Consider the following 17782-nt stretch of genomic DNA (forward strand, 5'->3'; position numbering starts at 1 on the left):
AAGTTTTACCTGACTGGCGGGTCAAGAGGCGCGACGCAGCTCCCCGTACCTGTCACTCGTCCGAAAGCTTGAGGTTCGGCACCCGCAGCAGCGCGACGAGGAAGGCCAGCAGGGTCACCGCCGCGCCCGCCAGGAACACGATGCGCATGGCGGCGACGTAGCCCTCCAGGAAGGGCAGCGCCAGGCGCGGGTCCAGGGTGCGCAGGAAGGCGGAGTCCTCCAGGTTCAGGCCGCCGTGCGGGCGCAGCACCCCGCTCAGCGCCCGGGCGTTGCCGGGCTCTTCGGCGAGCCGGCGCAGGGACGGGTGGCGAAACGCCTCGGCGAGCTGCTCGCTGATGCGCGAGCCGGCCAGCGAGAACAGTACGGAGAGGAAGGCCGCGGCGCCGACCGTGCCGCCGTTGGAGCGGAAGAAGTTCACCGAGGCGGTCGCCGCGCCCATGTCCGTACGCGGCACCTCGGACTGGGCCAGCGTCGTCATGGTCTGCATCGCCGCGCCCAGCCCCGCACCCATGAAGAGCATGCCGATCGAGACGTACCACAACGGGCTGTCCACCTGGAGCGTCGCGTACACGAGCATCGCGGCGGTGAAGCAGCCGACGCCCGTGACCAGGTGCACCTTCAGGCGTCCAGTACGGGACATCAGCCGGCCGACCGTCAGTGTGACGGCGACGTTGGCGACCGTGGTGGGCAGCATGGCCAGCCCCGCCGCCATCGGGCTCATGCCCTGGGCGAGTTGGAGGTACAGCGGCAGCGTGGTCATCGCGCCGAACATGCCGATGCCGACGATGAAGTGCAGCAGGGTGCCGAGGCGGAAGCTGCGGACGCGGAAGAGGCGGAGGGGAAGCAGCGCTGCCTCGCCCATGCGCCGCTCGATCAGTACGAAGGCGGCGAGTCCGGCCGCCCCCGTCGCATACAGGGCGAGCGCTGCCGGTGAGGCCCAGCCCCAGCTGCGGCCCTGCTCGGCGATGACGAGGAGGGGGACGACGCCGACGGCGAGGGCGAGCGCGCCGCCGTAGTCCAGGCGGTGCCGTACGGGCTGGTGCGGCACGCGGCGCAGTACGCGCGTGATCACTGCCAGCGCTACCGCGGCCAGCGGCACGTTGATCAGGAAGATCCAGCGCCAGCCGGTGATGCCGAGCACCGTGCCGCTGCCCGCGAACACCCCGCCGACCACCGGCCCGACGATGCTGGACCCGGCGAAGACCGCCATGAACCAGCCCTGGTAGCGGCCTCGTTCGCGCGGCGAGGTGATGTCCGCGATCACGGTCATGGCCAGCGACATCAGGCCGCCGCCACCGAGCCCTTGGACCGCGCGGAACGCGGCGAGCTGGTGGATGGACGCGGCGCATCCGCACAGCAGCGACCCGGCGGCGAAGAGCAGGATCGCGACCAGGTAGACGGGGCGGCGGCCGTGGATGTCGGAGAGCTTGCCGTACAGCGGCGTGGCGATGGTGCCGGTGACGAGGTACGCGGTGGTCACCCACGCCTGGGCGGTCAGTCCGTGCAGGTCGTCGGCGATGGTGCGGAGCGCGGAGGAGACCACGGTCTGGTCGAGCGCGCCGAGGAACATGCCGAGCATCAGGCCGGACATGACGATGACGACTTCGCGGTGGGACAGCCGCGCGGGCGGCCCGGCCTGGCCGGCCGGTCCGCCCGCGGGCTGCTGCTCCTGCTTGCGGAGCGCGTCGGAGGAGGTCACGCGCGCTCTCCGGCGAGCCTCTCCAGGTCGGCCACGGCATTCTCGATCTCCGGCAGGGCCAGCATCTCCAGCCGGGCCCGGCGCGCGGTGGCGGCGGCGCCGGAGTCGGCAAGAACCTGCCGGCAGACCGCGGCGATGCCGTCGGGGGTGCGGTCGGTGATCTGCCGGCCGAGGCCCAGCTCCTCGACGCGCTGTGCGTTGGGGTGCTGGTCGCCGAACTGCGGGAGGACCGCCAGCGGTGTGCCGGTGCGCATCGCTTCACGGATGCTGTTGAAGCCGCCGTGGGTGAGGAAGAGGTCGACGCACTCCAGGAGCAGCGGCTGCGGCAGCCGGTCGGTGACGTGGACGTGCGGCGGCAGCGCCGTGGTGTCGACCGGTACGCCGGAGGTGGCGACGATCACCGTGCACTCCTCCAGCCTGGCCGCGGCCTCGACGATGCTCTGCAGCGTCTTGGCGGGGTCGGGGAACTCGAAGGGCATCTCCGGCAGCTGTTCCCCCTGCTCCTGCCGCTTTTGGATCATGGGCAGCGCGGTGCCGATGGCGGCCCACACCAGCGGCCGGTCGGTGGGCAGTTCGGCGACCCAGTGGGGCAGTACGGAGCTGCGGTCCACGTTCACCGTCTGGCGGTACGCGAGGGGGCCCGGCAGGTGGCGGGCGAAGGAGAAGTCCGCCGGTACGTAGTCGACGCGCCCGTGTTGGACGATCGACAGCGGGTCCTCCTGGGCGGGCAGCCCGAGCTCGGCGCGCAGGGCGTTCAGGCCGGGGTGGATCTCCGCCGGGTCGACGACGTTGCTCGCGCCGGAGGGCGTGGGCAGCTGAGGGATGCCCAGTTCCTCGGCGATGAGGCAGGAGCTGAGGTCCATGCCGTCGCGCAGGATGAGGTGGGGGCGGAATTCCAGTGCCATGGGGCGCAGCGACTCGCGGAGCCGCTTGGCCATCGGGCCGGACAGGACCCGGACCATGAAGCGCATCATGGCGGCCTGCTGCTGTTCCGGGCCCAGTTCGGTCGTGTCCGCGGTTCCGGCCAGGTCCTGTGCCGGGTCGGCGAACGCCTGCGGCGAGAATTCCGGCAGGCAGGACACGACGTGCAGGTCGTCGTGGCGGAAGAGCGGGGCGAGCTCCTCGTTGGTCGCGACGCGTACCTCGTGTCCCGCTGCCGCGAGGGCCCGCAGCAGGGGCAGCTGGGCGCGGCCGTGCGAGGGACTTCCGAGGGTGGTGCACAAGACTCGCATGAAACGGGGCCTTTCGGTCGTCTGTGGTGGGGGGTGGGGCGCCGGGCCCCGGTCGACTGTCAGTGGTGGGCGGTAGCGTCTGTGGGAGTGCGGTGGAGGTGGGGGAGGGGCCTTTTCACCGTCGTTCCGGCTCTCTGGTGGATGGGGAGAGGGAGGGGCCCTGCCAGGAGTCCTGCCGGCGGTCAGCCGGCCATCGTGTACGGGCTGCCAATGCTCTGCCGGACGAGCCCGGCGCGCTCCAGCCGCTCCTGGACGAGGACGTTGCGGAAGTCGTGGACGATGCGGCCGTCGAGGCGGGCGGCGACCGCGTCCCAGTCCAGTTCGATGAATTCGGGCCATTCGGTGAGTACGAGGACGGCCTCGGCTCCCTCGGCGGCCTTCACCGGGTCGTCGACGAGGGTGACCAGGTCGCTCAGGTCGGGCCGGGTCTCGCTCAGCGCGGGGTCGTAGGCGTACAGCTCGGCGCCGCGTTCCCGCAGCTGCCGGGCGATGGCCAGCGCGGGCGAGTCCCGCAGGTCGGAGGTGCCGGCCTTGAACACCAGGCCGTACAGGGCCAGCCGTACGCCCGTCAGCGAGCCGTCGCCCCGCGAGCACTGGGCCGCGACGCGTTCCACGAGCCGGGTCTGGTGCTCGACGTTGGTCTCGATGGTGGCGCGCAGCAGCGGGAAGTCGATCCCGGCCGCCTCGCAGACGGACAGCAGCGCGTGGGTGTCCTTGGGGAGGCAGGAGCCGCCCCAGCCGGGGCCCGGCTGGAGGAAGGCGGCGCCGATGCGCGGGTCGTGGCCGATGCCCGCCGTGACGTCGCCGATGTCCGCGCCGAAGCGCTCGCACAGCGTCGCCAGGTTGTTGGCGAAGGACAGCTTCATGGCGAGGAAGAAGTTGGCCGCGTACTTGGTGAGTTCGGCGCTGCCGGCGTCGGTGACGACCAGCGGCGCCGCCAGCCGCACGTACAGCTCCGCGACCCGCCGCGCGGCCTCGGCGTCCGCTCCCCCGACCACGATCCGGTCCGGGTGCAGGAAGTCGTGCACGGCGCGTCCCTCGCGGAGGAACTCCGGGTTGCTCACCACGGACACGTCCGGCCGGCCGAGCAGCGCGGCGACCCGGTCCGCCGTGCCGACGGGCACGGTGGACTTGTTGACCACGACGGCGCCGTGCGGCAGCTCGGCGCGGATCTCCCCGGCGACGGCCTCGACGGCGGCCAGGTCGGCGGCGCCGCCCGCGCCCATGGGCGTCGGGAGGCAGAGGAAGACCACTTCGGCGTCGCGCACGGCGGCCGGGGTGTCTCCCACGAATTCCAGAAGGTCCGATTCCAGTCCCTCCCGGACCAGTTCCGGCAGGCCCGGCTCCAGGATGTCGACCTCGGCCCTCCGGAGCCGCTCGACCTTGCCCGGATCGGCGTCCGCGCACACCACCCGGTGTCCGAGGGAGGCCAGGCAGGCGCCGGTGGTCAGGCCCACGTAACCGGTACCGATGACGGCGACGCGTCGTTCAGTCACTGATAATCACCTTTTCGAATGATCGTCGGCGCCCGACTTTATGACACGGACCCCGGAGGGGGTCAACGATTGATGACAACGACCGATGACTTCCGGACACGGTCCGGATCCTGGACCATGTGCTGCTGAACGACGAGCCGAAGAAGGTACGAACACGTGGACGGATCGACACCGAAGGCGAAGAACGACACCGGCGCGCAGCCCCCGAGGACGCGCAAACACAACGCGGCGGGCACGCGCAGCGCCTTGATGGAGGCGGCCGCGCTGCGCTTCGGGAGGTACGGCTACGACGGCGCCAGCATCCGGGACATCGCCGGGGACGCGGGGGTCGACGCCGCCCTCGTGTACCGCTATTTCGGCTCCAAGGAAGCCCTGTTCGCGTCGGTGGCCATGGAGGACACCGCGATGTTCGACCCGTTGCTGGAGGTGCCGCTCGACGAGGTCGCCGCCTGGGTCTGCGGCTTCGTCACCGGCGGCCCGCCGGACGAGGAGATACCGCACCCGGTGCTGTCCGTGCTCCGCTCCTCCAGCCGCGAGGAGGCCGTCCGGCAGTTCCGCGACAAGGTCGCCGAGGTGTTCTCCGGCCGGTTCGCCGAGCGCCTGGAGGGACCCGACGCGGAGCTGCGCGCCGAACTGCTCGCCGCCTGGCTCCTCGGTACGAGCCTGATGCGCAAGGCGTTCCGTACGCCGGCCCTGGACGCGGCCACGGACGCCACCCTGGAAGCCCATCTCCGCGCCGGCCTCGCCGGCCTTCTCAACCCGCGCACCTGCGAGTGCGGTTGCGCCTGCCCGTGCGGCCTCTGAGCCCGCACTCCTGAACCGACTCCGTAAGGGGGCACGGTCGGCCGAGCCGACCGTGCCCCCTTATGCGTGCGCGCTAGACCTGATAGGAGTATTACTAATAGAAATAGTCGAGCGAAGGAGCCCGTCGTGAAGTTCTCGATGATCTTCGAGGCGCAGATGGCCGACCCGTCTCCCGCATCCGAGCGCCAGGTGATCCGGGACTGCGTCGAACAGGCCGTGCACGCCGAGGAGATGGGCTTCGACCGGATCTGGGCGGTCGAGCACCACTCGCTGACGCAGTACGCGCACATGAGCGCGTCCGAGGTCTTCCTGTCCTGGGTGGCGGCGAAGACCTCCCGCATCCGGATCGGCCACGGCGTGGTGACCATGCCCTTCGGCTACCAGCACCCGGTACGGGTCGCCGAGCGGGCCGCCATGCTCGACGTGCTCTCCGGCGGCCGCGTCGACATCGGCTCCGGACGCGGCGCCACCAAGCAGGAGATGTCCATGTACGGGGTGCGGCCCGAGGACACCTATCCGCAGATGGAGGAGGCGCTGCGGATCGTCAGCGCCGCCTGGCGCGAGGAGACCTTCGAGTGGCACGGGTCGCTCGACATCGGTCCCGGCGCGGTACTCCCCCGCCCCGTACAGGCTCCGCACCCACCGCTGTTCATGGCGTGCAGCAAGCACGACACCCTCAAGCTCGCCGCCGAACTGGGCATCGGCGCGCTCGTGCTGGGCTTCGCGGGCGCCGACGACATACGCGAGATGCGCAAGGTCTACGACGAGGCCATCGCCATGCGCGGCACCGAGCGCTTCGTCTCCACCGAGGTCAACGACCACTTCTCCGCGCTGTGCCCCACGATCGTCCTGGACGACGCCGACGCCGCCTACCGGATCGGCACCCGGGGCCAGCGGTTCTTCGCCGAGTCCATCGCGCACTGGTACGGGAACGGCCCGAAGCCGACCGTGTACGCGGAGGACGAGGACCACGTCGCCGCGATGGGGCGCCGCCGCGACGAGCTCGTCGCCAAGCTGCACGAGGCGGACATCCCGGCCCGCCCCGCCGACACCGGTACCTTCAACGCCGAGCACGCCTACGGCACCGCCGAGACGGCCATCGACTACGTCGAGCAGCTGCGCCGCATCGGCGTCGACGAGGTGATGTGCCTGGTCCAGATGGGGACCGTGCCGCAGGACGTGTGCATGGAGACCATCCGGCAGTGGGGCGAGAAGGTCATCCCGCACTTCCGCGCGCTCGAAGGGAACGCGGGCTGATGGCGGCACGGCTGGCCGGGAAAGTCGTACTCGTCACCGGTGCGGGGCGCGGACAAGGGGCCGCCGAGGCAAGGCTGTTCGCGGAGCACGGCGCGCGCGTCGTCCTGACGGACGTGCAGGAGGAAGCGGGCCGTGCGGTCGCCAAGTCGCTCGGCGAGCAGGGGGTCTTCGTCGCCCACGACGTGACCGACGCGGCGGGCTGGCAGCGGGTCGTACGGGCCGCCGAGGACGCCTTCGGGCGGGTCGACGCGCTGGTGAACAACGCGGCGCTGTGGCGCACCGCGCCCATCGAGGAGGAGAGCGAGGAGAACCTGCAACGGCTCCTCCAGGTGAACCTCGTCGGCCCGTTCCTCGGGATCCAGGCCGTCGTCCCGGCGATGCGTGCGACGGGCGACGGCGGCTCGGTGGTCAACATCTCCTCCACGGCGGGGCTGGTCGGCATCCAGGGCCACGCGTCGTACGGGGCGACGAAGTTCGGGCTGCGCGGGCTCACCAAGTCGGCGGCGCTCGACCTCGCCCGGCACCGCATCCGGGTCAACTCCGTGCACCCCGGCATGGTGGACACCCCGATGGTCGCGGGCGCGCTCGGCGCGGACGCCGGGGAGCGGGAGTGGCCGAACGTACCGCTGCGCCGGATGGGCCGCCCGGAGGAGGTCGCGGAGCTGGTGCTGTACCTGGTGTCGGAGGCGTCGGCGTACGTCACGGGCGCCGAGTTCGCCATCGACGGCGGGCTGACCGCGCAGTAGGAGCCCGGAAGCGCTGAAGCCCGCCGGTACCGTACCGGCGGGCTTCCTTGCTGGCTGTGGGGCCGGGCGGTCAGCGGGCCCCGAGGCCGGCCGCGATGGCGTTGACCGCGATCCAGCTGAACGTCATCGCGGGGCCGATGGTCGCGCCAGGGCCCGGGTACGTCTCGCCCATCACGGCGGCCGAGGCGTTCCCGGAGGCGTACAGCCCCTCGATGGCCGAGCCGTCCTCGCGCAGCACGCGGGCCGTCGCGTCGGTGACCGGGCCGCCCTTGGTGCCGATGTCGCCGGGGTGGACGGGGACGGCGTAGAAGGGCGGTTTGGTCAGCGGGGCGAGGTTGGGTGCGGGCAGGGTGGGGTCGCCGTAGTAGCGGTCGTAGACGCTGTCGCCGCGTCCGAAGTCCTCGTCGCGGCCCGCGCGGGCGAAGCCGTTGAAGCGGTCGAGGGTCGCCCGCAGCCGGTCGGCGGGCAGACCGGTCTGCGCGGCCAGCTCCTCGACCGTGCCGGCCTTCTTCACGAAGCCGTTCGCCGTCCACTTCTTCGGGAACGGCTGGCCCGGGAGCAGTCCCATGAAGACGTACCGGGCCTTGGAGGTGGCGTCGAGGATGAGCCAGGACGGCACGGTGGAGGCGCCGGGCCGGTCGTGCGCGTACATCGCGTCGACGAACTCGTGGTACGGCGCCGCCTCGTTGGCGTACCGCGCGCCGGACTGGTCGACGATCACCATGCCGGGGATGCCGCGGTCCGCGACCAGGAAGAACGGCTTCTCGCCGGGCGCCACCACGGACGGCGCGCCCCACACCTTGTCCATCAGGTCGGTCGCCGCGCCCGCCGCGACGGCCGCTTCGAGGGCGTCCCCGGTCTGCCCCTCGGCCGCCGCGCTCCACTCCGTGGAGGTGGGCGCCGGGAGGTGCTTCTCGCGCAGCCGCTGACTGTGCGAGAAGCCGCCCGAGGCCAGGACGACGCCGCCCCTCGCGCGTACGGTGATCTCGCCGCCGTGGCGGCCGACCCGTACGCCCGCGACCCTGCCGTCCTCCGTCACCAGGCCGGTGAGCGGCGCGGACAGCCACAGGTCAGCGCCGAGCCGGTCGAGCGAGTGCCGCATCCGGGCGATCAGCGCCTCGCCGAGGGCCAGCGGCTTGCGCCCGGCCGCCAGGGCGCCGAGCGCCCGTAGGCCCACCTTCAGGGACGTCCGCTTGCCCGCCCACGTACGCGCGGCCATGTTCAGGTAGCGGAAGTCGTAGGAGGTGATGGTGAGCCCGTACGTGGGCAGCCCGGCGCGGCGCATGGTGGCGCGCTGCTCCGGCGTGAGCCGCTTGAAGTCGAAGACCTCCGGTTCGACGGAGCGGCCCTGCGGGGCGCCGCCGAGCCGCTCCGGGTAGTAGTCGCTGTACCCGGGGGTGTACGTGAACCGGACGTCGGTCTTGTCGTGGAATTCGCGCAGCATGGCCGGGCCGTGCTCCAGATACGCGTCCTTGCGCTCCGCCGGTACCCGGTCGCCCACGGTCGCGTCGAGGTACGCGCGCGCCTTCTCCCGGGTGTCGCCGAGGCCCGCGGCGTCGAGATGGAAATTGCCCGGCACCCAGACCGCACCGCCGGACAGCGCCGTGGAGCCGCCGTACCGGTCGGTCTTCTCGACGACCAGCGCGCTGAGGCCGCGCAGCCGGGCGGTGAGGGCTGCGGCCAGGCCGGCAGCGCCGGACCCGATCACCACCACGTCGTACGTGTGATCCCAAGCATCCATCAGAAGGCCCCCACTGCGTAGCGGCTGCGGAAGTACAGGAGGGGGCGGCCGTCCTCGCGGGCGTCGAGCGCCAGGACCCGCGCGGTGACCAGATGGTGGTCGCCCGCCTCGTACACGGCCTGCAGCTCGCACTCCACGAAGGCGAGCGCGCCGTCGATGCGTACAGTCCTGTGCTCGCCCGTCCTCCAGGGCACCCCGGCGAACTTGTCGGGGCCGCTGCGGCCGAACGCGGCGCAGGTCTCGCGCTGGTGCTCGGCGAGGATGTTGACGCAGAAGCGGCCCGCGCGCTCGATCACCGGCCAGCTTGTGGACGCCTTGCCGACGGCCAGCATGACCAGCGGCGGGTCGAGGGAGAGCGAAGCGAAGGACTGGCACGCGAAGCCGGCGGGCCTGCCGCCCTCGTCCAGTCCGGCCACGATGGTGATGCCGGTGGCGAAACGGCCCAGTACGTCGCGGAATCCGGCGGGGTCCACCGTCGTCCCCCCGGTCAGCCGTTCCACCGGTGCCCCCAGAAGCTGTCGGCGGTGATCTCCTTGGCGACCCAGGTGGCGGGGTCGACGATCAAACCGTCCCAGCCGTACTCGACCTGGAAGCCGCCGGGCGCCTGGGCGTAGAAGGAGACCATCCGGTCGTTGGTGTGCCGGCCGAGGGTCGAGGAGATGGGGATGCCCGCGTCGTGCATGCGGTCCAGGCCGCGTCCCACGTCGTCGAGGGTCTCCAGCTCGACCATGAAGTGCACGATGCCGGGCGGCAGTTCGCCCGGGTACAGGCCGAGGCTGTGGTGGCGCCGGTTGGGGCTGAGGAAGTGCATCAGGTGGAAGTCCCGCTGTTCCTTGGCGGTGGGGACGGCCTGCGGGGGCAGCTTCATGGAGTCGCGCAGCTGGAAGCCGAGTACGTTCTCGTAGAAGTCCAGCGCCGCTTCGATGTCCGGGACGGGCAGGACGACATGGCCCAGGCCCAGATTGCCCTCGTCACCCGCCGTGCCGGTGACGAAGCGGTTGCCGTACGGGGTGCCGAGCGGGGTGTGGTCCTGCGCCTGGCCCCAGAAGAGCTCCAGGGGGTTGCCGCAGGGGTCGGTGACGTGCAGCAGTCCCTGGACGCGGCGCTCTGCGAGCTCGGCGTCTCCGGCGGCCTTGACGGGGAAGCCTGCTGCCTCCAGTTCCCGCCCTGCGGCCGCGAGCGCGGTGGCGTTCGCCACCTCCCAGCCGGCCGCCTGGAGCCGGTCGGCGGTGCCGCGGACGATGGTGAGCCGATGGGCGCGGTCGTCGATCCGCAGAGGGAGCACGTCCTTGTCAGCACCGGCCTCGCCGCTGCCGGTGGCCGCCACCATGCCGAGGAGGTCCAGCGCGTACGTACGCCACTCCTCGAACTTGGTGGTCTCCACGCGCAGATAGCCCAGGGCGCGGATGTCCATGGGGAACACCTCTTTCTTGGTGGGGCGGTCAGTGGGAGAAGAAGTCGGCCGCGAGCCGGTTGAACTCGTCCGCCTGCTCGGTCTGCGCCCAGTGGCCGCAGTGCGGGAAGACGTGCAGCCGGGCGTCGGGGATGGTCTTCAGGGCCACCAGCGCGCCGTCGAGCGGATTGGTGCGGTCCTCGCGGCCCCAGGTGAGCAGGACGGGCTGGGTGATGCGGTGCGCCTCGCGCCAGAGCATCCAGTCCTCCTGCCAGGCCGGGTTGGCGAAGGCCGCCGCCATCCGGGCGTTGCCGAGCTTCGTCTCGGGGTCGGTGGCCGAGGCCCAGCGCTCCTCGACCAGTTCGTCGGTGACGATGGACTGGTCGTACGCCATGACGCTGAGGAACGCGCGCAGCTGCTCCTTGGTCGGCTCCGGCGCCGCCTGGAACTCGAAGAGCCGCTTGATGCCTTCGGTCGGGTCCGGTGCGAAGAGGTTGAGGGAGATGCCGCCGGGGCCCATCAGCAGCAGCTTGCGGACCTTGGCCGGGTGGTCCAGTGCCATGCGGACGGAGGTGCCGCCGCCGAGCGAGTTGCCGACGAAGTGGGCCTGTTCAATGCCCAGTTCGTCCATGAGTGCCGCGACGGCTCCCGCGCTGTAGCTGAAGTAGTCCCTGTCCAGCTCCGGCTTGGCGGAGCGGCCGAAGCAGGGCTGGTCGACGAGGAGGGTGCGGAAGGTACGGGCGAAGACGGGCAGGTTGCCGCCGAAGTTGCTCCAGCCGGAGGCGCCGGGGCCGCCGCCGTGCAGCATGATCACCACGGGCGCTCCGGCGGGACCCGCCTCGTGGAAGTGCAGATCGATGCCGCCGGCCTTGACCGTGCGGGACGTCGACTCGTACGTAACCGCCATTACCTGATCCCCCATCAGAGCATCGTGTCCTGGATGTCGAGGCCGAGCGCCGCCTGCCCGAAGAGCACCAGCGCGCGCTCGGGGTCGTTGGCGGCGTGCCCGCGGCCGGTGTGCGCGTCGCGCCAGGCGCGCTGGACGGGGTTGGGACCGTTGCGCATCGCGCCGCCGCCGGCGTTCTCCACCAGCAGGTCCACCGCCGCCACCGCGCGTTCCGTGGCGAGCACCTGGTCGCGGCGGACGCGGGCGCGCAGCTCCGCCGACGGGTCCTCGCCGCGCTCCGCGCCCGCGTACAGCTCGCTCATGTTGCGGCGCAGTTGCAGCCAGGAGGCGTCGATGTCACTGGCCGCGCGGGCGATGCGGACCTGCGCGAACGGATCCTCGGCGACCTTCTGGCCGTAGGAGACCCGGATCCGCCGCTTGGTGGCCTCGGTGTACGACGCGTACGCGCCCTCCGCGATGCCGACGATCGGGGTGGAGATGGTGGTGGTGAAGACCGAGGCGTACGGCAGCCGGTACAGCGGCTCGGGGTTCAGCTCCTGGCCCGGCGTGCGCAACGCGCTGACCGGGCCGAAGCTCAGCGCCCGGTGCTCGGGCACGAAGGCGTCCTCGATGACGATGTCGTTGCTGCCGGTGCCGCGCAGGCCCACGGTGTCCCAGACTCGGTCGATGGTGTACTGGGTCCGGGGCACGAGGAAGGTGCGCATGTCGACCGGCGCGCCGTCCTCGCCGAGGACGAGGCCGCCGAGCAGCGCCCAGTCGGCGTGGTCGCAGCCGGAGGAGAAGTGCCAGCGGCCGGAGATCCGGAAGCCGCCGACGGCCACGGTGACCTGGCCGGTCGGCGCGTAGGAGGAGGCGATCCGGGTGGCGCGGTCCACGCCCCAGACCTCCTCCTGTGCCCTCGGGTCGTACAGGCCGACGTGCCAGGGGTGGACGCCGATCACGGAGGAGACCCAGCCGGTCGAGCCGCACGCCTTGGCGATCTCCTTGACCGCCTCGTAGAAGAGCACCGGGTCCGCCGCGTAGCCGCCGTACGCCCTGGGCTGCAGCAGCCGGAAGAAGCCGGTGCCCTCGATGTCCTTGACCGAGGCGTCGGGCACCCGGCACAGCTCCTCGGCCTCGGCGGCGCGTTCGCGGAGCACCGGGGCGAGCTCCCGGACGGCGGCGAGGACCTCGTGTTCGCTCATGGGCGTCCCCTCTCAAGTCGTGAATGTGACTGTGTGGTGCGGAGGTGCGGAGGTGCCGTGACAGTACGTCTGACTATTTCGTTTCGAAATAGTGGGTTCCCGCTGAGCGGGAACCGTGGCAGGCTCTCCGCACCCCTCCCCGCTCCTCGCAGGAGTCGCCGATGACCGTGCATCCGCCAACGCATCCGCCGTCGCTTCTGGAGAAGGCCGCACTCGTGCTGGGTGCCTTCCAGGGGGCCACGCCCCGGCTGACGCTCACGGACGTGGTACGCCGCTGCGGGCTGCCCCGTTCCTCCGTGCACCGCATACTCGACCAGCTCGTGCAGCTCGGCTGGCTGGAGCGGGACGGCCGGGACTACCGCCTGGGCATGCGGATGCTGGAGCTCGGCGCGACGGCCGCGCACCACAACCGGCTGCGCCGGGCCGCCCTGCCGCATCTGCACGCGCTGCACGAGAGGACCGGACACGTCGTGCATCTCGCCGTCCTCGACGGCCCCGAAGTGGTCTACCTGGAACGGCTCGGCGGCGGCGCCGACGCGTCGGTACCGTCCCGGATCGGCGGCCGGCAGCCGGCGTACTGCACGGCGACCGGCAAGGCGGTGCTGGCCTTCAGCGACGAGGCGCTGGTCGCGGAGGTGCTGCGGGCGGGGCTCCGGCCGCGTACGGCGTACACCCTCACCCGGCCGCGTCCCTTCCGCGCGGAGCTGGCGCGCGTCCGCGAACGCGGCGTGGCCTTCGACCGGGAGGAGGGTTTCCGCGGCGTGTCGTGCGTCGCGGCGCCGCTGCGGGGCGCGGGCCGCGCGATCGCCGCGGTCTCGGTCTGCGGCAACGGCCTCCACCGCGAGCTGGAGCGGCTGGCCCCGACAGTGCAAGGGACGGCGCGCGCGGTGTGGTCCGCGCTGTACGGGCCGGGGCGTACGGCACCGCCGCGCGCGGCCGGTGACGCGGCCGCGCCGGCCCTGGAGCCGGCGCAGCTGGACACGATGATGTCGTGGATGCGGTTCGCGGAGTGGATGTGAGCGTCCGCCCGCGGGCTCAGGAGTAGCTGATCCGGACCCGGTCGGTGAGGGGTACGGCCTGGCAGGCGAGGACGTATCCCTCGGCGAGGTCCGCTTCGTCCAGTACGTCGTTGCGGAGCATCTTCGTCTCGCCGGACACGACCCGGCAGGCGCACGCGCCGCAGGAGCCCTCGCGGCAGGAGTACGGGGCGTCCACGCCCGCCGCGAGCAGCGCGTCGAGCAGCGGGGTGCGGGCCGGCCAGCGGACCGTACGGGTCTCGCCGTCCAGCTCGACCTCCGCCGTGCCGTCGGCCTCCTCCGCCGCCGCCGGGACGTCCGGCGCTTCGAAGACGTCGGCGCCGAGGGAGAAGAACCGCTCGCGGTGGACCCGGATGTCCGGCGCCCCCAGGGCGCGCAGCGCCTGCCCGGCCGCGTCCATCAGCGGCTCGGGACCGCAGAGGAAGGTCTCGCATTCGGCATACGGCGCGAGCACGGCTGCCAGCCGGTCCGCGGCGGGCAGCCCCTGGACCGACTCCAGCCAGTGCAGCACGACGAGGCGTTCGGGGAAGTCCTCGGCCAGCTCCCGCAGCTCGTCGCGGAAGATGACCGCGGACTCGTCGCGGTTGGCGTACAGCAGCGCGACCCTGCCCCGCCCGCCGGCCAGCACCGACTTGGCGAGGGAGACAACGGGCGTGATGCCGCTGCCGCCCGCGACGAGCAGCAGGTCCCCGTCGAGCGAGTCCGGCGTGAACGTGCCCGCCGGGGGCAGCGCTTCCAGTTCGTCCCCGGCCGCCACGTGGTCGCAGATCCAGTGGGAGCCGTGCCCGCCGGCCACCCGCTTGACGGTGATCTTCAGCGGTTCGCCGGTGTGCGGGGAGCTGGCGAGGGAGTAGCAGCGGGCGGCCGTACCGCCGTCCGGGCCGGGCAGTTTCAGGGTCAGGAACTGCCCGGGGCGGTAGGCGAACCGGTCGGCGCTCCCTGGAGGCGGCAGGAGGACGAGGGAGCGGGCTTCGGCCGTCTCGTCGATCACCTCGGTGACGCGCAGCCGGTACGTACGCGGCTCAGGCATCGGCGGCCTCCAACGTGGTGATCCGCAGGGTTCCCTCGGTCACGGCCCGGTCGATGCTGCCGCGCAGCGCCGCGCAGGTCCGGATCCGGGCGGCGGTCTCCCCCGCGGCCACCAGGGCGCCGAACTCCGGGCAGGCGGACGCCGTTTCGGCCGTCCACTGCACGGAGGTGTGGGCGGGGCTGAATTTCTCGCACAGGACCTGGTTGCCGCAGGCCGCGCACTCCACCGGCTGCATGTCAGGCCCCGGCCCCCGTCCCCGCCGCGCGGCGGGCCAGGTTCGCGTCGACCTCGGCGCGCCATGCCTTGTTGGCCCGCGCGGTGTCGATCTCGAACTCGAACCGGCGCGTCATCTCGTCCGGCACCTCGGCCGCGTCCCGGTAGAACTGCTCGTACCAGCGGCGCAGCTGGTACACCGGGCCGTCCTCCTCGGTCAGCAGCGGGTTGTCGATCCGGGTCTTGTGCCGCCAGATCTCCACGTCCTGCTCGAAGCCGGCCGCGAGGCCCCGGGAGGTGAGCTGCGCGGTCTCGGCGGCCTCCGCGTCGGTCATGCCCGGCAGCTTCTTCACGATCGCGCCGTACTGCAGCACGAAGCTGTTCGCGTCGATCGGATAGTGGCAGTTGATCAGCACCATCTCCATCTCGACGCCGTCGGCCACCGGCGACCAGAGGCGGTCGATCATGTAGGAGGGGCCGTAGTACGAGGCGTCGGAGCGCAGCGGGGCGCTGAGGGTGCCCAGGTCCACGTCCTCGCGCGGGGCGCTCTCCATGTACTGGGTGGCGATGTGCCCCTCGAAGACGTTCTTGAAGTACGTCGGGAAGGAGTAGTGGACGTAGTAGAAGTGCGCCATGTCGACGATGTTGTCGACGATCTCCCGGCAGTTGGCGCCCTCCACGCGGAGGGTGTGCCAGGTCCAGTCGCTCCACTCGTCGCTGAAGACGCCCTCGATGCGCGGGATGGTCACGTCGGGGGGCGGGGGGTTGCCCTCGGGGTCGTGCCAGACGAAGAGCTGGCGGTTCTCCTCCAGGGTGGGCCAGGCGCGGGTGCGGGCGCGCGGGGGGACGCGGCGGGCGTACGGGACGGCCGCGCACCGGCCGTTGCCGGACCAGCGCCAGTCGTGGAACGGGCAGGCGAGGGTGTCGCCCTTCACGGAGCCGTGCGCGAGGTTGCCGCCCATGTGCGGGCAGTAGGCGTTCAGTACGTGCAGCGCGCCGTCGTGCTCCCCCTGGAAGACCACCAGCTTGGTGCCGAACGCCTCGACCTCGTGCGGCTCGCCGTCCTTGAAGCGGTCGGCGAGGCCGAGGCAGTGCCAGCCGCGGGCGTAGCGGGCGGGCGGCCGGCCCGCGTCGATGACGCGGACCTCGTCGTGGAGAGCAGTCATCTTGTCTCGTCCTCCTGCGGGCAAGGGGTCGTCCGGGGAGGCTAGGGCGGGCCGGGGCCGCGGCGGGAGGCGGAATTCCCGGTGAGCGGGAAAGGGGCCCCGGGCCCTTGGAGTCGGCAGGCTCTCACCGCGCCCCGTACACCGGCTGCGGCGGCTCGGCGACCGCGAGCAGCTTCCGGGCGGCCTCGCCCGCCTCGGCCGGGGTCCAGCGGGCGCCGTTGTCGGCGGTGGGGCCGGGGCGCCAGCCCTCCATGACGGTGATCCGCCCGCCCTCCGCCTCGAAGACCCGGCCGCTCACCCCGGCGGAGGCGGCGGAGGCCAGCCAGACGACGAGCGGGGAGACGTTCTCGGGGGCCATCGCGTCGAACGCGCCCTCCCCCGGCGCCGCCATCGTCCCGGCGAAGGTCTCCTCGGTCATCCGCGTGCGCGCTGCCGGGGCGATCGCGTTGACCTGGACGCCGTACCGGGCCAGTTCGGCGGCGGCGACGAGGGTGAGGCCGAGGATGCCGGCCTTGGCGGCGGAGTAGTTGCCCTGGCCGACGCTGCCGAGCAGCCCGGCCCCCGAGCTGGTGTTGATCACCCGGGCCTCGGGCGTGCGGCCGGCCTTGGCCTCCGCGCGCCAGTGCGCCGCGGCGTGCTTCAGCAGCAGGAAGTGGCCCTTGAGATGGACGCGCAGGACGTCGTCCCAGTCGTCCTCGTCGAGGTTGACGAGCATCCGGTCGCGGAGGAAGCCCGCGTTGTTGACCAGGGCGTCCAGCCGGCCGTACGTGCCGAGCGCGGTGCTGATCAGCGAGGCGGCGCCGGCCGCCGTGGCGATGTCACCGCCGTGCGCGACCGCCTCGCCGCCGGCGGCGCGGATCTCGTCGACGACCTGCTGGGCCGGCCCGGCGGCGGCCGCTCCGCTGCCGTCCAGGCCGACGCCGAGGTCGTTGACGACGACCTTGGCGCCCTCGGCGGCGAGGGCGAGGGCGTGCGCGCGGCCCAGTCCGCGGCCGGCTCCGGTGACGACGGCGACGCGTTCACTGCACAGTCCGGTCATGGTGTCCGGTTCCCTTCGGTGTGGTTGACGGTGGCGGCGTCGAGGAACGCCGGGCGTTCCCCTCCCCCGTGCACGAGCAGCGCGGCGCCGCTGATGTACGCGGCGCGCTCGGAGGCGAGGAAGACGCAGGCGTCGCCGATCTCGGTGGGCTCGGCGAGCCTGCCCAGCGGTACCGTGCGGCCCACCGCCGCGACGCCTGCCTCGTCCCCGTAGTGCAGGTGGGACAGTTCGGTGCGGACCATGCCGAGGGTCACGGTGTTGACGCGTACCTTCGGGGCCCATTCCACGGCCATCGAGCGGGCCAGGTTCTCCAGGCCCGCCTTGGCGGCTCCGTAGGCCGCGGTGCCCGGTGACGGGCGGGTGCCGCTGACGCTGCCGATCATGGTGATCGAGCCGCCCGTCTGCTGCCGGCACATGACGTCGTACGCGGCGAGCGAGGCGTTCAGCGGGGCGAGCAGGTTGAGTTCGACGACCCGCGCCGCGCGCCGGGCGCCGCCGTCGGCGAGGGTACGGAACGGGGTGCCCCCGGCGTTGTTGACCAGGGTGTCCAGCCGCCCGTACTCGCTCCGGACGCGCTCGAAGAACGCGCCGACGGCGTCCGGGTCCCGCAGGTCGACGGGGGCGAAGCGGGCGGCGCGGCCGGCCGCCTCGACAGGCCGGTCGGGGGGCCGTCGCGCACAGGTCACCACCTCCGCCCCGGCTTCCAGCAGGGCGCGCGCGATGCCCGCGCCGACGCCCCGCGTGCCGCCCGTGACGACGGCGACGTATCCCGACAGATCGATGATCGCTGGCATTGAGCACCTCCCGCGGCGCGCCGTCCGCTGCTACCTTGCCTGCA

At 72.3% G+C, this 17782-nt stretch carries 17 protein-coding genes; 4 read left to right on the forward strand and 13 right to left on the reverse strand.

Annotated elements, in window-relative coordinates:
- Positions 1–52: 52 nt before the first annotated feature.
- The 3 genes from ACZ4MH_RS30470 to ACZ4MH_RS30480 form a co-directional block, all read right to left on the reverse strand.
- Positions 53–1699 (reverse strand): MDR family MFS transporter, encoded by a 1647-nt coding sequence (locus ACZ4MH_RS30470; RefSeq protein WP_351593347.1) that lies wholly within the window; start codon positions 1697–1699, stop codon positions 53–55.
- Entirely contained in the window at positions 1696–2931 is a 1236-nt protein-coding gene (locus ACZ4MH_RS30475; RefSeq protein ID WP_351593350.1) for a glycosyltransferase, read from the reverse strand. The genes ACZ4MH_RS30470 and ACZ4MH_RS30475 overlap by 4 nt, the downstream gene beginning before the upstream one ends.
- A 182-nt stretch (positions 2932–3113) precedes the next feature.
- Positions 3114–4427: a UDP-glucose dehydrogenase family protein gene (locus tag ACZ4MH_RS30480; RefSeq protein ID WP_351593353.1), complete on the reverse strand. Its 1314-nt coding sequence runs from the start codon at positions 4425–4427 to the stop codon at positions 3114–3116.
- A gap of 156 nt (positions 4428–4583) precedes the next feature.
- On the opposite strand from ACZ4MH_RS30480, the gene ACZ4MH_RS30485 reads away from it, so the two are divergent.
- From ACZ4MH_RS30485 to ACZ4MH_RS30495, 3 genes are all read left to right on the forward strand, one after another.
- Positions 4584–5231, forward strand: coding sequence for a TetR/AcrR family transcriptional regulator (locus tag ACZ4MH_RS30485; RefSeq protein WP_351593355.1), 648 nt, complete (start codon positions 4584–4586; stop codon positions 5229–5231).
- Between the two features lie 126 nt (positions 5232–5357).
- Entirely contained in the window at positions 5358–6488 is a 1131-nt protein-coding gene (locus ACZ4MH_RS30490; protein ID WP_351593358.1) for an LLM class flavin-dependent oxidoreductase, read from the forward strand.
- The gene (locus ACZ4MH_RS30495; protein WP_351593361.1) at positions 6488–7234 is read left to right on the forward strand and encodes a glucose 1-dehydrogenase; all 747 of its coding nucleotides are present in this window, start codon (positions 6488–6490) and stop codon (positions 7232–7234) included. Before ACZ4MH_RS30490 ends, ACZ4MH_RS30495 begins: the two co-directional genes overlap by 1 nt.
- Positions 7235–7304: 70 nt before the next feature.
- Here ACZ4MH_RS30495 and ACZ4MH_RS30500 read toward each other — a convergent pair whose 3' ends face one another.
- From ACZ4MH_RS30500 to hsaA, 5 genes are read right to left on the reverse strand one after another with little or no spacing between them, the layout of a single operon-like run.
- Positions 7305–8975 (reverse strand): FAD-dependent oxidoreductase, encoded by a 1671-nt coding sequence (locus tag ACZ4MH_RS30500; protein ID WP_351593364.1) that lies wholly within the window; start codon positions 8973–8975, stop codon positions 7305–7307.
- The gene (locus tag ACZ4MH_RS30505) at positions 8975–9448 is read right to left on the reverse strand and encodes a flavin reductase family protein (protein ID WP_467754793.1); all 474 of its coding nucleotides are present in this window, start codon (positions 9446–9448) and stop codon (positions 8975–8977) included. Before ACZ4MH_RS30505 ends, ACZ4MH_RS30500 begins: the two co-directional genes overlap by 1 nt.
- Before the next feature lie 14 nt (positions 9449–9462).
- Positions 9463–10389, reverse strand: coding sequence for a VOC family protein (locus tag ACZ4MH_RS30510; RefSeq protein WP_351593370.1), 927 nt, complete (start codon positions 10387–10389; stop codon positions 9463–9465).
- A 28-nt stretch (positions 10390–10417) separates the two neighbouring features.
- Positions 10418–11290 carry a 4,5:9,10-diseco-3-hydroxy-5,9,17-trioxoandrosta-1(10),2-diene-4-oate hydrolase gene (gene hsaD / locus ACZ4MH_RS30515; RefSeq protein WP_351593373.1) on the reverse strand — a complete coding sequence of 291 codons (873 nt, stop codon included), beginning with the start codon at positions 11288–11290 and terminating at the stop codon, positions 10418–10420.
- Positions 11290–12459 carry a 3-hydroxy-9,10-secoandrosta-1,3,5(10)-triene-9,17-dione monooxygenase oxygenase subunit gene (hsaA, locus tag ACZ4MH_RS30520; protein ID WP_351593376.1) on the reverse strand — a complete coding sequence of 390 codons (1170 nt, stop codon included), beginning with the start codon at positions 12457–12459 and terminating at the stop codon, positions 11290–11292. Before hsaA ends, hsaD begins: the two co-directional genes overlap by 1 nt.
- 161 nt (positions 12460–12620) lie before the next feature.
- Here hsaA and ACZ4MH_RS30525 point away from each other — a divergent pair, with 161 nt between their 5' ends.
- Entirely contained in the window at positions 12621–13478 is an 858-nt protein-coding gene (locus ACZ4MH_RS30525; RefSeq protein ID WP_351593379.1) for an IclR family transcriptional regulator, read from the forward strand.
- A 16-nt stretch (positions 13479–13494) separates the two neighbouring features.
- On the opposite strand, the gene ACZ4MH_RS30530 is transcribed toward ACZ4MH_RS30525, so the two are convergent.
- From ACZ4MH_RS30530 to ACZ4MH_RS30550, 5 genes are all read right to left on the reverse strand, one after another.
- Complete coding sequence (locus tag ACZ4MH_RS30530) at positions 13495–14526, reverse strand: ferredoxin--NADP reductase (RefSeq protein WP_351593381.1); 1032 nt, start codon at positions 14524–14526, stop codon at positions 13495–13497.
- The gene (locus ACZ4MH_RS30535; protein ID WP_351593384.1) at positions 14519–14761 is read right to left on the reverse strand and encodes a hypothetical protein; all 243 of its coding nucleotides are present in this window, start codon (positions 14759–14761) and stop codon (positions 14519–14521) included. The genes ACZ4MH_RS30530 and ACZ4MH_RS30535 overlap by 8 nt, the downstream gene beginning before the upstream one ends.
- Position 14762: 1 nt before the next feature.
- Positions 14763–15905, reverse strand: coding sequence for a Rieske 2Fe-2S domain-containing protein (locus ACZ4MH_RS30540; RefSeq protein ID WP_351593387.1), 1143 nt, complete (start codon positions 15903–15905; stop codon positions 14763–14765).
- Between the two features lie 124 nt (positions 15906–16029).
- Positions 16030–16944 (reverse strand): SDR family oxidoreductase, encoded by a 915-nt coding sequence (locus ACZ4MH_RS30545; RefSeq protein ID WP_351593389.1) that lies wholly within the window; start codon positions 16942–16944, stop codon positions 16030–16032.
- Positions 16941–17738 carry an SDR family oxidoreductase gene (locus tag ACZ4MH_RS30550; protein ID WP_351593390.1) on the reverse strand — a complete coding sequence of 266 codons (798 nt, stop codon included), beginning with the start codon at positions 17736–17738 and terminating at the stop codon, positions 16941–16943. Before ACZ4MH_RS30550 ends, ACZ4MH_RS30545 begins: the two co-directional genes overlap by 4 nt.
- Positions 17739–17782: the final 44 nt, after the last annotated feature.

This window comes from Streptomyces sp. NPDC026301 (genome assembly GCF_055567935.1).

Bases quoted from the DNA above. Each gene is read 5' to 3' on its own strand.
- ACZ4MH_RS30475 (WP_351593350.1), bottom strand. From the start codon at position 2,931: ATGCGAGTCTTGTGCACCACCCTCGGAAGTCCCTCGCACGGCCGCGCC.
- ACZ4MH_RS30495 (WP_351593361.1), top strand. From the start codon at position 6,488: ATGGCGGCACGGCTGGCCGGGAAAGTCGTACTCGTCACCGGTGCGGGG.
- ACZ4MH_RS30500 (WP_351593364.1), bottom strand. From the start codon at position 8,975: ATGGATGCTTGGGATCACACGTACGACGTGGTGGTGATCGGGTCCGGC.
- ACZ4MH_RS30510 (WP_351593370.1), bottom strand. From the start codon at position 10,389: ATGGACATCCGCGCCCTGGGCTATCTGCGCGTGGAGACCACCAAGTTC.
- hsaD (WP_351593373.1), bottom strand. From the start codon at position 11,290: ATGGGGGATCAGGTAATGGCGGTTACGTACGAGTCGACGTCCCGCACG.
- hsaA (WP_351593376.1), bottom strand. From the start codon at position 12,459: ATGAGCGAACACGAGGTCCTCGCCGCCGTCCGGGAGCTCGCCCCGGTG.
- ACZ4MH_RS30525 (WP_351593379.1), top strand. From the start codon at position 12,621: ATGACCGTGCATCCGCCAACGCATCCGCCGTCGCTTCTGGAGAAGGCC.
- ACZ4MH_RS30530 (WP_351593381.1), bottom strand. From the start codon at position 14,526: ATGCCTGAGCCGCGTACGTACCGGCTGCGCGTCACCGAGGTGATCGAC.
- ACZ4MH_RS30535 (WP_351593384.1), bottom strand. From the start codon at position 14,761: ATGCAGCCGGTGGAGTGCGCGGCCTGCGGCAACCAGGTCCTGTGCGAG.
- ACZ4MH_RS30540 (WP_351593387.1), bottom strand. From the start codon at position 15,905: ATGACTGCTCTCCACGACGAGGTCCGCGTCATCGACGCGGGCCGGCCG.
- ACZ4MH_RS30545 (WP_351593389.1), bottom strand. From the start codon at position 16,944: ATGACCGGACTGTGCAGTGAACGCGTCGCCGTCGTCACCGGAGCCGGC.
- ACZ4MH_RS30550 (WP_351593390.1), bottom strand. From the start codon at position 17,738: ATGCCAGCGATCATCGATCTGTCGGGATACGTCGCCGTCGTCACGGGC.